This is a genomic window from Frateuria defendens, from assembly GCF_001182895.1.
Classification (GTDB): domain Bacteria; phylum Pseudomonadota; class Gammaproteobacteria; order Xanthomonadales; family Rhodanobacteraceae; genus Frateuria_B; species Frateuria_B defendens.
On sequence record NZ_LFQR01000149.1, the window covers coordinates 1 to 14,597 of the forward strand.

At 72.7% G+C, this 14,597-nt stretch carries 13 protein-coding genes; 8 read left to right on the top strand and 5 right to left on the bottom strand.

Going from position 1 to position 14,597, the window contains the following annotated elements:
* Positions 1 to 253 precede the first annotated feature (253 nt).
* A complete protein-coding gene (locus tag ACH65_RS16700) occupies positions 254 to 2,659 on the bottom strand; it encodes a penicillin acylase family protein (protein WP_049623763.1) in 2,406 nt (801 codons plus the stop codon).
* Positions 2,656 to 3,462, bottom strand: a complete 807-nt coding sequence (locus tag ACH65_RS16705) for a phosphodiester glycosidase family protein (protein ID WP_202594236.1) — start codon at positions 3,460 to 3,462, stop codon at positions 2,656 to 2,658. Before ACH65_RS16705 ends, ACH65_RS16700 begins: the two co-directional genes overlap by 4 nt.
* Positions 3,463 to 3,604: 142 nt before the next feature.
* Here ACH65_RS16705 and ACH65_RS16710 point away from each other — a divergent pair, with 142 nt between their 5' ends.
* From ACH65_RS16710 to ACH65_RS16730, 5 genes are all read left to right on the top strand, one after another.
* Entirely contained in the window at positions 3,605 to 4,093 is a 489-nt protein-coding gene (locus ACH65_RS16710) for an NUDIX hydrolase (RefSeq protein WP_049623764.1), read from the top strand.
* Positions 4,094 to 4,165: 72 nt separating this feature from the next.
* Positions 4,166 to 4,654 carry a hypothetical protein gene (locus ACH65_RS16715; RefSeq protein WP_049623765.1) on the top strand — a complete coding sequence of 163 codons (489 nt, stop codon included), beginning with the start codon at positions 4,166 to 4,168 and terminating at the stop codon, positions 4,652 to 4,654.
* Between the two features lie 41 nt (positions 4,655 to 4,695).
* Entirely contained in the window at positions 4,696 to 5,115 is a 420-nt protein-coding gene (locus tag ACH65_RS16720; RefSeq protein WP_049623766.1) for an NUDIX hydrolase, read from the top strand.
* A gap of 243 nt (positions 5,116 to 5,358) precedes the next feature.
* Entirely contained in the window at positions 5,359 to 6,171 is an 813-nt protein-coding gene (locus ACH65_RS16725; RefSeq protein WP_049623767.1) for an SURF1 family protein, read from the top strand.
* Positions 6,172 to 6,345: 174 nt separating this feature from the next.
* Positions 6,346 to 7,746: a carbohydrate porin gene (locus tag ACH65_RS16730; protein ID WP_237561551.1), complete on the top strand. Its 1,401-nt coding sequence runs from the start codon at positions 6,346 to 6,348 to the stop codon at positions 7,744 to 7,746.
* Between the two features lie 195 nt (positions 7,747 to 7,941).
* Here ACH65_RS16730 and ACH65_RS16735 read toward each other — a convergent pair whose 3' ends face one another.
* From ACH65_RS16735 to ACH65_RS16745, 3 genes are read right to left on the bottom strand one after another with little or no spacing between them, the layout of a single operon-like run.
* Positions 7,942 to 9,066: an ABC transporter substrate-binding protein gene (locus ACH65_RS16735; protein WP_049623768.1), complete on the bottom strand. Its 1,125-nt coding sequence runs from the start codon at positions 9,064 to 9,066 to the stop codon at positions 7,942 to 7,944.
* Positions 9,063 to 10,448, bottom strand: a complete 1,386-nt coding sequence (locus ACH65_RS16740) for a sensor histidine kinase (RefSeq protein ID WP_049623769.1) — start codon at positions 10,446 to 10,448, stop codon at positions 9,063 to 9,065. Before ACH65_RS16740 ends, ACH65_RS16735 begins: the two co-directional genes overlap by 4 nt.
* The gene (locus tag ACH65_RS16745) at positions 10,441 to 11,130 is read right to left on the bottom strand and encodes a response regulator transcription factor (protein WP_049623770.1); all 690 of its coding nucleotides are present in this window, start codon (positions 11,128 to 11,130) and stop codon (positions 10,441 to 10,443) included. The genes ACH65_RS16740 and ACH65_RS16745 overlap by 8 nt, the downstream gene beginning before the upstream one ends.
* Before the next feature lie 152 nt (positions 11,131 to 11,282).
* Here ACH65_RS16745 and ACH65_RS16750 point away from each other — a divergent pair, with 152 nt between their 5' ends.
* Genes ACH65_RS16750 through phbB form a run of 3 tightly spaced genes read left to right on the top strand, consistent with a single transcriptional unit; the run spans position 11,283 to position 14,593 of the window.
* Positions 11,283 to 12,476, top strand: a complete 1,194-nt coding sequence (locus ACH65_RS16750) for an OprO/OprP family phosphate-selective porin (RefSeq protein WP_161805625.1) — start codon at positions 11,283 to 11,285, stop codon at positions 12,474 to 12,476.
* Between the two features lie 16 nt (positions 12,477 to 12,492).
* Entirely contained in the window at positions 12,493 to 13,830 is a 1,338-nt protein-coding gene (locus ACH65_RS16755) for a CitMHS family transporter (RefSeq protein ID WP_049623772.1), read from the top strand.
* Between the two features lie 22 nt (positions 13,831 to 13,852).
* Positions 13,853 to 14,593: an acetoacetyl-CoA reductase gene (phbB, locus tag ACH65_RS16760; RefSeq protein ID WP_049623773.1), complete on the top strand. Its 741-nt coding sequence runs from the start codon at positions 13,853 to 13,855 to the stop codon at positions 14,591 to 14,593.
* Positions 14,594 to 14,597: the final 4 nt, after the last annotated feature.

Genomic DNA, 14,597 nt, shown 5'->3' on the forward strand with positions numbered 1-14,597 from the left:
ACGCGCTCCCAGCGCGTGCGTGGGCAAGCAAAGAAAAGTAACTCGGCCGCCGGCAGGCGGACGAAAGCCCGCGGCAGGCGAGCCCGGGTGAGGAATCACATCAACCGAAAAGGCCAGCCAGTCGCTGGATGACCCGCTTTGCCACATTCGCCGAAATGCCAGGCAAGCCAGCCTAACAATCCGCGCGCGAGCGGTCACTTTTTCAGTAAGGCCCGAGCTTCAGTGAGGCCCATGCAAGCTCCAGCCAACCCGCTCACCGCCCCGCCGGCAACAACGTCAACGTATGCTGCGCCGGCCCCGGCAACAACGGCGTAGGCCTCCCCTCGACCCAATCCGCATGCCCCGCCCCGTAATAGGGCGAAAGCGGATGGTCGCTCTGCCCTCCAGGCATCTCCAGAATGCCCTCGGCCTCGTGGCCGGGGCTGACGGCGAGGCGTTCGGAGGCGCCGAAGCCCGGCGCGGCCACGCGCGGCATGTCGCGGTCGCCGGGCAGCGGCTGGTCGGGCATGTCGAGGAAGTGCGCGAGGAAACCGGGCAGGGCGCGCGAGAGCGCGTGGTGGATGCCGCTGCGGTTGACCTCGCCCCAACTGCGCGCGGCCAGGCCCCCGGGCTGCTGACCGAGTTCGCTCGCCACCGCGCGGGCGGCGTCGAGGAGCAGCGCGTTCCAGTCGCGGTAGCCGGGGTCGAGCAGCCAGGCGGGGCGGTCGCGCAGCAGCGTCCACACCGCGGCCTCCGGCGTGCTGCCGGCGGGCCAGGCGAAGTCGGCGTGGCGCTGGCGCACCCGCGCCACGAACGGCGCCAGCACGGCCGCCTGCACGTGTTCGCGGAAGGTGCGCACCAGGCGGTAGTCCACGCTGTCGGAGTCGGCGCGGTTGCGCCAGGCGGCGGTGAGTTCGCGCAGCTGGAGCAGGGCGGGGTCCTGCGTGCCGGCCAGGGTGTCCTGCAGCAGGCGCTGCCATCGGGTGAGGAAGACGGCACGCTGGTCGAGCTGAATGTCGAGCAGGTTGCCCGGGGTGAAGGCGGAGCGTGCGCGCAGGTCGTCGCGGATCTGCTGCGCGCGGGCGCCGAGGTCGTGGCCGCCGTTGCCGAGCAGGGCCAGCGCGTCGCCGTCCACGGTGCGGTTGTTGGCCGTCCACAGCCGGCCGTCGGCCGGATCGACGGCGCGCGGGTATTGCGCGGGCGCGGCCCAGCCCTGCCAGCCGCTGCCGGGTGCGGACCAGTCGGCCGGCCGCTGCGGGTCGACGCCCGCGCGCTGCGGCACGCTGTTGCCGGCGAGGGTCCAGCCGACGCGGCCCGCGCGGTCGGCCACCAGCAGGTTCTGCGGCGGCATGCCCATGGCGGGGCCGAGGTCGAGCGCGGCGGCCACGCTGTCGGCGTGTTCGAGCCGCATCACGCCGAGGTTGTAGGCGCGCGGCAGGTCGCCGATCCAGGCCAGCGCGAGCGGCGTGCCGTCGGCGTCCTTGGCCAGCAATGGTCCCCAGCGCGTGGTTTCCACGTCGAGCGTGCGGTCGGGCTGGCCTTTGACGCGGATGGCCTCGGCGTGGTGCTCGACCGTGGCCCAGCCCTCGGGCACCTTGTAGCGCGTGGCGTCGGCCGGGTCGCGCTGCACGCGCACCCAGTCCAGCCAGTCGCCGTAGCTGTTGGTGAAGCCCCAGGCGATCTGGCCGTTGGAGCCGGCCACCAGCGCCGACGTGCCGGGCAGGGTAACGCCGACGGCGTCGCGGCGGCCGCCGGGGGCGGCGGGGTCCGGGTAGCGCAGCCGGGCGCGGAACCAGATGCCGGGTACGCGCAGGCCCAGGTGCATGTCGTTGGCGAGCATCGCCGCGCCGTGGCCGGTAAGGCCGCCGGCCACGGCGAAGCTGTTGCTGCCGGGGTAGCGGGCCTCGAGCGCGGGCGCGAGCGCCGCGGCGAGCCCGGCCGCGCGGCTCGCCGGCTGTTGGCGCAGGTCGAGCACCTCGGCGCCGGGGATCACCGGCGGATGCGAGAGCTGGCCGAGCAGCGGCGCCTCCCAGTCCGGGTCGGGCGCGAGCAGGAACTCCGCCACCGGCGCGGGCAGCGCGTCGTACAGCTGGGCGATGTGCAGTTCGCGCGCGTTGCGGCCGTCGCCGTTCAAGTCCAGGTACATCGCGGCGATCACCAGCAGGCTGTCTTCCGCGCGCCATGGCGCGGGCGTGCTGCCGAGCAGCCAGTAGGCCCAGGGCCTGGTGTGCAGCGCGGCGAGGCCGGCGTTGACGCCGTCGCGGTAGCGCTCCAGCGTGCGCCGGTCCGCTGGCGGCAGTTGCGCATAGGCGGCGGCCGCCACCGCGCGCAGGCGGTGGCGGCGGTGGGCGAGGTCGGTGTCGAGCGCGGCGGGGCCGACCAGTCCGGCCAGTTCGCCCGCGGGCAGGCGGCGCATCAGGTCCATTTCGAAGTAGCGCTCCTGCGCGTGCACGAAGCCGAGCGCGTAGCTCACGTCGTCGCGGCTGGCGCCCTCCACGGTGGCGCTGCCCAGCGCGTCGCGCTCGATGCTCACCGCCTCGGCGGGGCCGGCCACGCGCAGCGTGCCGTCCAGCTGCGCGCGGCTGCCGGCGAACAGCCAGCCGCCCACGGCGAGGGCGGCCAGCACCAGGGCCGCGAGGGCGAGCAGCAGGGCGCGCGCGAGGCGGCGGCGCAGGCTCATCGCGGCGCGAACACGGCGAAGATGCCGGCGTAGGGCTTGACCATGAACGGCGGCGCGCCCGCGTAGCCCTCGCCGTCGAGGTAGAACTGCGAGATGGTGCCGTCCAGGTACAGCGCGTCGCGGCAGCCCAGCTCGTCGCGGAACAGCCGCGCGAAGGTGTGGAAGTTCACCGGCGCCTCGCTGATGGCGAACACCACCCGGTCGGGCCTGGGCGCGCACACGCCGCTGCGCCACTTGAGGCTTTCCGAGTCGTTGACGAAGGCGCCGTTGAGCTCCCCGCCGATCACCAGCATCGGCCCGGACTGGGTGGCCCACTGCGCGGGCCTGGCGTCGGCCTTGAAGTCGGTGCTGGTGCGCACCGCGGCGTGGCCGTCGGGGTAGATCGCGAACACGCCGTTGGGTCGCAGCGAGAAGTTGCCCGCCGCCGGGTTGCCGTGGGCGAGGTTGAGCGGCACCAGCGTCTTGCCGTTCTCCACGTACAGGCCGAGCGGCGCGTAGCGGCGGTCGTAGATGCCGGCGTTGGCGGCGAACAGCAGCCGCTTGCCGTGCGCCTCGCCCCACTGGCGCAGCGTCTCGATGTCGCCGTAGGGCTGGCCACTGTCGGGGTCGCGCCAGTAGAGGCCGAGCGGCTGGCGCGCCAGCTCGATGCTGACCACGCGGAAGCTCTGCCCGTCGAGGCTGCGCTGTTCCTCGTCCACCGCCTTGGCCGAGCGGCCGCAGCCGGCCAGCACGAGCAGCGTCGGCAGCAGCCAGGCCAGCAAGCGGGAAGTGCGCGAACGCGCGGAGAGCGGGGTGACGGACATGCCGCGATGGTCGCCGCCCGCCGACACGCGGCGCAAGAGCGGCACGCGCGAAACATTCAGTCAAGGCGCTGCCGCCATGCGCGGGCCATGACCTCACCGCCTGCCGGCGCTAGACTGGCGTTTTTTCGTCGCCGTCCGCCGCATGCCTTACACGCCGATCGTCGCCACGCTGGGCTACGTGCTCTCACCCGACCGCAGCCAGGTCCTGATGATCCACCGCAACGCGCGGCCGGACGACCTGCACCTGGGCAAGTACAACGGCCTGGGCGGCAAGATGGAGCCGGGCGAGGACATCGCCGCCTGCATGCGCCGCGAGATCCGCGAGGAGGCCGGCATCGAGTGCGAGGCGATGCGCCTGCGCGGCACGCTCAACTGGCCCGGCTTCGGCAAGCATGGCGAGGACTGGCTGGGCTTCATCTTCCTCATCGAGCGTTTCAGCGGCAGCGCGCACGCGGGCAACCACGAGGGCACGCTCGAATGGGTGCCGCGCGAGAAGTTGCTGGAGCTGCCGATGTGGGAGGGCGACCGCCACTTCGTGCCGCTGGTGTTCGACGAGGACCCGCGCCCGTTCCACGGCGTGATGCCCTACAAGGACGGGCGCATGCAGGCGTGGTCGTACACGCGGCTGTGACGGTGGCGCGCCGTGGCGCGGCGGAAAAGGTCTCGTGCAGGAAGCGGCCTGCGTTTTCGACAAGGGGGGGACATGGCGCGCATGCGTATCAGGACGATGATGGGGCTCGCCGGCTGCCTGCTGCTGGCCGGCTGCAAAGACATTCCGCTGGGCAACAAGCCCTACATCCGGCCGCTGCCGAGCGAGCCGCAGGCGATGCTCGGGGTGAACTCCTCGGAGGCGGGCGGCTTCTCCATCCTCAGCGTCAAGGAGAGCGGCTGCTTCATCGGTACCTCGCCCGCGGCGGGGCGGGTGCGGGCGGAGCAGGATGCCTTCCTCGGCTTCGACATCAACGCCGGCATGTGCCACATCGACTTCACCTTCAAGCCGACGGCCGGCGGCGTCTACGAACTGGAGGGAAAGCGGTGGCAGGAGGCGGACCGCGAAATGTGCGGGGTGAGGGTGGTCGATGCGCGCGACCCGCAGCATCCCGTCACCGTGCCGCTGCACCGCTTCAGCATGAAGGTCCGCGGGTTCGCTTGCATCAAGCCCGAGATCGGCGGAAACCTGGTGCCGTTCTGAGAGCAGGCTCTCTTTTCGAGGTGTATTGAGGTGTATTGGACATGGATGCGAGCACGACCCACGACACGGCGAAGCTGATCCGCATCGTCGCCGCGGTGATCCGCGACGAGGCCGGCCGCACGCTGCTGGTGCGCAAGCGTGGCGCGGCGGTGTTCCAGCAGCCGGGCGGCAAGCGCGATGCGGGCGACGCCGACGACGTCGCCACGCTGGCGCGCGAGCTGCGCGAGGAACTCGGCTGCGCGATGGTGGAGGGCTCGGCGCGCTTCCTCTGCCGCGCCTCGGCGCCGGCGGCGAACGAGCACGGCCACCTCGTCGAGGCCGAGGTGTACGAGGTGCGCGTGAGCGGCCCGCTGCGGGCGCAGGCCGAGATCGAGGAACTGCGCTGGATCGACCCGCGCGCGCCGGGCGCTCTGTCGATCGCCGTCTTGAGCCGCGACCACATCCTGCCGCGCCTGGGCTGAGGCCCGGGGCCGGCTCGTGCCGGCGGGCGCCCGGCGGATTACGGCCACCGCAACCGGAGCGGCGCAGTGGGTGCCGAAGCGGCATCGCGCATGGAGGTGCCCGGCGAACCGGCTTACCATGCGCCCTCCGGCGACGAGCCGGCGCGGCATCCGTGCACGCCCCGTCGCCATTCGTCCTCATGCTAAGGAATCCGCCTTGATTTCCCGCCTCGCCCTTGCGGCCCTCGCCGCATCCCGCCGCCGATGAACGCCAAGTCCGCTCCCGACCATCCGGCCCCGCCGCGCGGCCCCGTCGCGTTGACGGTGCTCGGCCTGCTCGCCGTCGTGTTCTTCGCCGCCTTCGTGGCGCTGGGGACCTGGCAGGTGCACCGGCGAGCGTGGAAGCTCGACCTCATCGAGCGGGTCGAGCGCAACCTGCACGCGCCGGTCGCCGACGCGCCGGGCCGCGCGCAGTGGCCGCAGGTGACGGCCGCCGCCGACGAATACCGGCGCGTGCGCCTGCGCGGCACGTTCGAATACGACCGCCAGACCTACGTGTGGGCGAGCACGGACGAGGGCAGCGGCTACTGGGTGGTGACGCCGCTGCGCACCGCGGACGGCGCCCTGGTGCTGGTCAACCGTGGCTTCGTGCCGCCGGAGTGGTGCGGCCGCCAAGCGCAGTGCGCGGGCGGCCCGGCGGGCGAGACGGAAGTGACCGGCCTGCTGCGCATGAGCGAGCACGATGCGCCCCTGCGCCGCAACGACCCCGCGCGCGACAGCTGGTACGCGCGCGACGTGCCGGCCATCGCGGCCGCGCGCGGCCTCGCCGGCGTGGCGCCTTACTTCGTGGATGCCGATGCCGCGCCCGCCGGTGCCGCGGGGCGCGCGACGTGGCCGCAGGGCGGCCTCACGGTGGTCAGCTTTCCCAACAACCACCTGAGCTACCTGATCACCTGGTACGCGCTGGCGCTGATGGTGGCCGGCGCCGCCGTGTACGTGGGGCGCAGCGAATACCGCCTGCGCCGGCAGGCCCGCGAGGCGGCGGCCGGGCGGCCTGGCGGCGGGGCCGCGTCGTGACCGGCGCGCGCCGTCGTCGCGGGGTGCGATGACCGGGGTGCGACGATAAGGAACGCGGCAAGCGCAGGCCGCGTGCCTAGAATCCCAGCCTATTGATTGTCCCGCCGCGCGCCGGGGGAGGCGCAGCGGGCGATGCCTGTCGGGCAGCCTGCCACTCCCGTTCCGGTGCGCGGCATGCGTGAGCATTCCATGACCGGCATCGCCCAGCCCGCCCCCCAACGCATCCGACGCGGCCGCCGCCGCGCCGCCCAGGCATCCGCGGCGCCGTCGGCGCGCGTGCGCCGGCAGCGGGAGCTTGCCCGCCGCCTCGGCTTCATGCTGGCCGTGCTGCCCGCCATGGCGCAGGCGGCGGATGCCCGCGCGCAGGACGATGACTTTTCCTCGCGCACGCTGACCGGCGACTGGAACGGCGAGCGCGAGGCGCTGCGCCGGCGCGGCATCGGCGTGTACGGCGACTACGTGTCGGAAACCTTCGGCGTGGTGCACGGCGGCCTGCGGCGCGGCGTGCGCTACGCGCAACAGGTGCGCGTGGGCGCCGACTTCGACATGGGCCGGCTGGCCGGCTGGAGCGCGGGCACCTTCCACCTCACCGTGAACAACCGCGCCGGCCGCAGCGTGTCCGAGGAACTGGTGGGCAACCGCCTGCCGGTGCAGGAGACCTACGGCGGCCAGTACACGCGCCTGGCCGAGCTGAGCTACGACCAGGACCTGCTCGACCGCCGGCTCAACCTCAAGCTCGGCTTCTGGTCGATGGGCAACGACCTGGGCGGCGTGGTGCTGCTCACCAACTTCGTCAGCGCCGCCTTCTGCGCGCACCCGGTGGCGATGTCGGGCAACAGCGGCTGGTACAACTACCCCACCGCGCGCTGGGGCGTGCAGCTGCGCTATCGCCTGTCGCCGGCGCTCACGCTGCGCACGGGCGTGTTCCAGGTCAACCCCACCTCCGCCAACCGCTCGCGCGCCTTCTCGCTGTTCGCCCGCGGCACCACCGGCGCGCTGCTCCCGCTGGAACTGGAGTACGACAGCGGCGGCGGCAGCGGGCCGGGGCACTACACGGGGCACTACAAGTTCGGCGGCTACTACGAGACCTCCGACACCGCCCGTCGGGGCCGCGACGGCGAGGTGGGCGGCCGCCACGGCTTCTACCTGCTGGCCGACCAGGTGGTGTACCGCGAGCGCGCCGACAGCGACCGCGGCCTCACCCTGTTCGGCCAGGTCATGGGCTCGGACCGCAACACCGCGCAGATCAGCGACTGGTACGCGCTGGGCGGCCTCTACAAGGGCATCTTCCCCGGCCGCGACAACGACACCGTGGCGCTGGGCTACGTGCGCGCGGTGATCAACCGGCGCCTCACCCAGGCCGCGCCGGCGAACGGGCCGGGGTATGCGCAGGAGGGCCCGCTCACCGGCCTGCCCAACGCCGAGGGCATGATCGAGCTCAACTACGGCTACTGGGTCAAGCGCTGGCTGCATGTGCGGCCGGCGGTGCAGTACGTGATCGACCCCGGCACCTACCGCCGCGCACGCACGCCCAATGCGCTGATCGCGGGCGTGCAGGTGAAGCTGCAGTTCTAGCCGCCGCGACGCCTTCGCACGCCGGGTGCGCACCTCGCGCGCACAGCGCTGCGCGGCGGCGGCAGCGCAAGCCCTAAGAGCCACCTCCCCTTGCGGACACCAGCAGGGAGAGCCTGTTCACGCTCTCCCACCTGCTCCCTCCCCTGCAAGCAGAGGGAGGAGCCAAGCCGCGCCAACGGCAAGACTTTGAACAGGCTAAGGTCGCGCGCAGGCGCGCTCCGGCTCCGGGGCGGGGGGCGGGACGGCCTGGTGCAGGCTGTCGTTCCAGTCTTCGAGGAATTGCCGGCGCTTGAGCCGGTCCAGGTAGACCAGCAGGCCCGGGCCCAGCCGCAGCGGGCGCACGGCGCCGCCGGCGGCGCCGTGGCGGTCGAGGTCGGGCACGGCGGCGGGCACGTCGTTGCGGATCGGCAGGATGCCGCTGCGAGCCAGCACCTGCTGTCCGCGCCGCGACAGCAGGTAGTCGACGAAGCGCCCCGCCTCGGCCGCGTGCGGCGCGGCCTTGGGGATCAGCACCGTGCGCGTGATCGCCAGCGTGTAGTCGCCCAGCGACACGGTGGCCAGCGGCGCACCGTGCGCGATCCGCGACTGCGCGTAGGAGCCGAGCAGGTTGTAGCCGATCAGCAGCTGGCCGCTTTCCAGGCGGTCGAGCAGGGCGGTGGTCTCGTCCAGCAGCTGCGCGCGGTTGTGGCCGAGCGCGGTCAGCAGCGCGTTGGCCATGTTGCCCAGCTCCGCGTCCTGGGTGGCGAGCAGGTAGCCCACGCTGCTCGACAGCACGTCGTAGGTGCCGATGCGCCCCTGCACCGGCGAGGCCGGGTCGAGCAGCAGCCGGAGCAGCTCGCCGTGCGTGCGCGGCACCTGGGCGGCAGGCAGCCGGCGGGTGTTGTAGACCAGCACCACCGGTTCGTAGCTGAAGCCGTAGATCTCCTCGCGCCAGCGCGCCCAGTCGGGCAGGGCGCCGGCCTCGGCGGTGGCGTGCGGCTGCGCGTAGCCGTCGTTGACCAGCTTGGTCTGCAGGTCCATCGCGCTGCTGATCAGGAGGTCGGGCGCGCCCTCGGCGCCGGGCCCGGCGAGGAACTGGGCGTACAGCTGCTGCGCGCCGCGCTCGCGGTAGCGCACGGTGGTGGCGGGGGCGAGCCGCTGGTAGTCGCGGATCAGCGGCTCGAACACCTCGGTGTCGGTGGCGCTGAAGATGGAGAGCGTGACGCCGCCGGGGCCCAGGCTGGGCGCCGCGTACACGGTGAGCTGGTCCTTCGCCGCCTGCGCGGGACGCAGTGCCGACAGCAGCGCCAGCAGCAGGAGGCAGGACAGGCGCAGGTTCATCGCGGCGCTCCGGGCAGTTCGAGGTCCACGCGCAGGCCGCCGTCGGGCAGGTTGCTCAGCGCGACCCGGCCGCCGTGGCTGTGCGCCACGCGCCGCACGATGGCCAGGCCCAGCCCCGCGCCGCCGCCGTCGGCCGCGCTGCCGCGCCTGAAGCGCTCGAACACCAGTTCGGCCTCCTCGGCGGCGATGCCGGGGCCGTGGTCGCGCACGCTGAGCCGCCAGCCGTCCGCGTGCGGCGCCAGCGCGACATGCAGCGGGCCGCGCTCGGGCGCGCCGTACTTGAGCGCGTTGTCGATCAGGTTCTTGATCGCCTCGCGCAGCATCAGCGCATCGCCCACCATCGGCGCGGGGCCGTCCAGGCCCGCCAGTTCCAGGCGCGGGCGCGGCTCGCGCAGCGGCACGGTGGCGTGCAACGCCTCGCGCACGATCTCGGCCAGGTCCAGCGGCCCGAAGCGTTGCAGGTGGCCGCGGTGGCTGACGCTGGCGTCGCTCAGCAGCTGGTTGGTGAGCCGGCCGAGCGCATCGGCATTGCGCTCGATGGCGAGCAGGCTGCGGTGCTGCTCGGTCGGGTCGTCCTCGTCCACCGCGAGCTGGGCCTGGGCGCGCAGCGCGGCCAGCGGCGTGCGCAGCTGGTGCGCGGCCTCGCCGATGAAGGCGCGCAAGGTGTCCAGGTTCTCGCCCAGCCGGGCCATGAAGCGGTTGAGCGCGCCCACCAGCTGGTGCAGCTCCTGCGGCACGTCGCAGGCCACTGGGCGCAGGTCGGCGGGCGAGCGCGTGCCGAGGTCGCGCTCCAGCCGCGCGATGGGTTGCAGCGCGCGGTTCACCGCCAGCCACGCGAGCAGCAGCGCGGCGAGGGTGAGCACGGCGATGGCCAGCGTGGCGCGCCACACGATGCCGCCGGCCAGCGCGTCGCGCGCGCGGCGCGTCTGCGCCACCTGCACGTGCGCCCCGCCGTGCGTGGCGGAGCCGGCCGACCAGCGTTCGAGCTGCACCACGCGCACGCGCTCGCCGCTGTAGGTGGCGTCGTAGAAGCCGAGCCGGCCCAGCTCGTGCGGCGGCGCGGGCAGGTCGTCGTAGCCGGTGAGCACGCTGCCGTCGGGGGCGCTGACGAGGTAGAACACGCGGTCTTCGGGCGCCATCGCCAGCAGTTCGAGCGCGGCGTAGGGCAGGTCCACGCGCCATTGTCCACGCACCAGCGCGACGTGGTCGGCGATGGACAGCGCCGAGGCGGCGAGCAGGTGGTCGTAGGCCATGTCGGCGGCGCGGCGACCGTAGCTGCGCGCGGCCACGAACAGCGCCAGCATGCCGAGCAGGAACAGCGCGCCGAGCGAGGCCAGCAGCTGGCGCCGGATCGAGCGGCCCCCGGCCGCGCGGCTAGCCATCGTGCGCCGCCGGCGTCTCTACCGCCTCGGCCAGGTAGCCCACGCCGCGCACGGTGCTGATGCGCAGCGCGTCGTGGCCGAGCCGCTTGCGCAGGCGGCCCACGTAGAGCTCCACCGCGTTGGGCCCGCCGACGTCGTGGAAGCCGAACAGGCGGTTGGCCAGTTCCTGCTTGTCGATCACCTCGCCGAGCTGGCCGACCAGGATTTCCAGCAGGCTGTATTCGCGCCGCGGCAGCTCCAGCGGCTGCTCGTGCAGGGTGGCGCGGCGCGCGGCGTGGTCGAGGCTGAGCGGCCCGATGCGCACGACGCTGGCCGCCTGCGCGCGCGGGCGGCGCAGCAGCACGCGGCAGCGCGCCTCGAACTCGCGGAAGTCGAACGGCTTGCCGAGGTAGTCGTCGGCGCCGAGGTCGAGCGCGTTGACGCGGTCCTCGATGTCGGCGCGCGCGGTGAGCATCAGCGTGGGCGTGGCGTCGCCGCGCTCGCGCATGCGGCTCAGCACGCCGATGCCGTCCAGCCGCGGCAGGCCGATGTCCAGCACCACCAGGTCGAAGCGCTCGTATTCCAGCAGGCCGCTGGCGCGCAGGCCGTCCTGCTCCCAGTCCACCGTGTGCCCGCTGCGGCGCAGGCGGCGGGTGACCGCGTCGGCGAGGTCCGGGTTGTCTTCGACCAGCAGGATACGCATCGGGATCTCGCAAATGGACGTCCATAGTACGAGGCGCGCCACCGCCTCATCCATGTGCAGCGCAGCATTGCATGACAGGCGAACGACAGCCGCCGTTGCCTAGCCTCGCCGCACTTTCGCATGGGGCGGAAGCGAACCGGAAAGGGCGAGCGATGCGCAAGCGGTGGCGGTTGGAGTGGGCGATGCTGGCGGCGTGCGCCGCGGTGCCGGCGATGGCGGAGCTGCCGACCAAGCGGCCCGCGGCCTGGCACCTGCCGACGTTCAAGAGCGCGGACGGCAAGGTCACCGCGCAGCTCGGCGGGCGCCTGCACCTGGACCTGGTGAAGTTCGACGACGACGGCCGCGGCCGGCCCAACGCCAGCGGCTGGCAGGTGCGCCGCGGCTGGGTCAACCTGATCGGCAAGCTGTACGGCTTCGACTACCGCGTCTCGGTGGACTACGCCGACCACATGCGCTCGTACAAGAGCGTGTACCTGCGCCACCGGCTGGGGCCGGGCGTGCTCACCGTCGGCCAGTTCAAGCCGTACTTCTCGCTGGACGACACCATCAGCTCGGATGACATCGTGATGATGGACCGCGCCTTCGTCGCCACCCAGCTGGCGCCGCTGTTCCGCCTGGGCGCGGCCTACCTCGGCAACGCCGGCGACGTCACCTACGGCCTCGCCCTGTACAGCCTCAACGACCTGGACAAGGTGCGCCCCAACGGCGAGGGTCAGGCGCTGCGCCTGACCTGGGCGCCGCTGCACGAGGAGGGCCGCGTGCTGCACCTGGGCCTGTCGCTGGCGCACGAGCGCTACGCGCGCAGCAGCAACGCGGCGCTGCCGCCGGGGATGGCGGTGCGGCCGGCCGGCGCCAAGTCCGACCGCAGCCGGCTGCGCCTGTTCCGCATCCAGGACGGCGAGGCGGTGGCGGCGGACAAGCACGCCTTCGAGCTGGGCACCGTCACCGGCAGCTGGTCGTTCCAGGGCGAGTACGGCGGCGCGCGCTACGACGACGACATCCAGCGCGCGCTGGTGCGCAGCTGGTACGGGCAGGTGAGCTATTTCCTCACCGGCCAGGCGCGCCCGTACAGCCGCGGCACCGGCCGCTTCGACAGCGTGGAGGCGCCGGGCGCGTGGGAGCTGGCGGTGCGCTACGACCACATCGACGCGCGCCAGCGGCGCATCGGCCAGCCCGACCTCAGCGACCGCGGCGTGGATGCCTGGACGCTCGGCCTCAACTGGTACGCCAACCCCAACCTGCGGCTGATGTTCGACTACATCGACAGCCGCAACCGCGACCGCCTGCTGGCACGCACGCTCGACCACACCCGCGCGCTCATCGGGCGCCTGCAGTTCGTTTTCTGATCGGAAGGAGATCGCCTTGCTCACCCTGCTCGGTTTCGGAATGGTGGTGACCTTCATGTACCTGATCATGTCCAGGCGGCTGTCGCCGCTGGTGGCCCTGATCGCGGTGCCGATCCTGTTCGCCCTGCTCGGCGGCTTCGGCGACGGCATCGGCAAGATGATGCTGGAGGGGATCCAGAAGATCGCGCCCACCGGCGTGATGCTGATGTTCGCCATCCTCTACTTCGGGGTGATGATCGACGCCGGCCTGTTCGACCCGGTGGTCGCCCTGGTGCTCAGGCTGGTCAAGGGCGACCCGCTGAAGATCGTGATGGGCACCGCGCTGCTGGCGATGGCGATCTCGCTCGACGGCGACGGCTCGACCACCTACATGATCACCGTGTCCTCGATGCTGCCGCTGTACCGGCGGCTGCGCATGAACGCGCTCAACCTCACCTGCGTGACCCTGCTCGCCAGCGGCGTGATGAACCTTACCCCGTGGGGCGGGCCGACCGCGCGCGCGGCCAGCGCGCTGCACGTGGACGCGGCCGACATCTTCGTGCCGCTGCTGCCGGCGATGGGCGTGGCCCTGCTCGGCGTGCTGGTGCTGGCCTGGTGGCTGGGCCTGCGCGAGCGGCGTCGGCTCGGCCTGGTGTGCCTGCCGGCGCGCGAGGCCGCCGCGCACGGCGACGAGGAGGGCAATGCGCCGCTGCCCAAGGTGGAGCAGGCCGAGGACGTGCGCCGGCCGGACCGGCTGTGGGCGAATGCGCTGCTCACCCTGGCACTGATGGCGGCGCTGGTGGCCGGGCTGCTGCCGCTGCCGGTGCTGTTCATGATCGGCTTCGCGCTGGCGCTCACCCTCAACTACCCGCAACTGGCCGAGCAGCGCCGGCGGCTCGCCAACCACGCCGGCAACGTGCTGGCGGTGGTGGCGCTGATCTTCGCCGCCGGCATCTTCACCGGCATCCTCGCCGGCACCGGCATGGTGGAGGCGATGGCCAAGGGCCTGCTGGCGGTGATCCCCGAGGCGCTCGGGCCGTACATGGCGGGCATCACCGCGCTGCTCAGCATGCCGCTGACCTTCTTCATCTCCAACGACGCCTTCTACTACGGCGTGCTGCCGATCCTGAGCGAGGGCGCCGCCGCCTACGGGGTGACCCCGGTGGAGATGGCGCGCGCCTCGCTGATCGGCCAGCCGGTGCACCTGCTCAGCCCGCTGGTGCCTTCCACCTACCTGCTGGTGGGCCTGGCCGGCGTGGACTTCGGCGACCACCAGCGCTTCACCCTCAAGTGGGCGGTGCTGGTGGGGCTCCTGATGCTGGCCGCCGGCCTGATGCTGTCGCTGTTCCCCCTCGCCGGCGCCATCGCGCCCTGAACCTTCAAGGAGAGAGACGCCTATGAGTCTTCGCATCGCCTACGTCACCAGCGGCATGGGCAGCCTGGGCACCGCCATCTGCCGCCAGCTCGCGCGCAACGGGCACATCGTGGTGGCCGGCTGCGGCCCCGATTCGCCGCGGCGCCTCGGCTGGCTGCGCGAGCAGCGCACCGCCGGCTTCGACTTCATCGCCTCGGAGGGCAATGCCCGCGACTGGGAGTCCACCGTGGCCGCCTTCGAGAAGGTGCGCCGCGAGGTGGGCGAGGTGGACGTGCTGGTCAACAACGCGGGCAGCGCGCGCGACGTGCTGTTCCGGCAGATGACGCCGGAGGACTGGTCGGCGGTGATCGCCAGCAACATCCACTCGCTGTTCAACGTCACCAAGCAGGTGGTGGAGGGCATGGCGGCGCGCGGCTGGGGGCGCATCATCAACATCGCCTCGGTGAGCGCGCAGAAAGGGCAGATCGGGCAGATCAACTACGCCACGGCGAAGGGCGCGGTGCAGGGCTTCACCCGCGCGCTGGCGGCGGAGATCGCCGCGCGCGGGGTCACGGTGAACACCGTCTCGCCCGGCTACATCGCCGGCTCCGCGCTGAGCTCGTTCCCGCCCGACGTGCTGGACCGCCTGGCCGCCGCCGTGCCGGTGCGGCGGCTGGGCGCGCCGGAGGAAGTGGCGGCTGTGTGCGCCTGGCTGGCTTCCGATGCCGCCGGCTTCATCACCGGCGCCGACTACGCCGTCAACGGCGGCCTGTACATGGGGTGAGGGC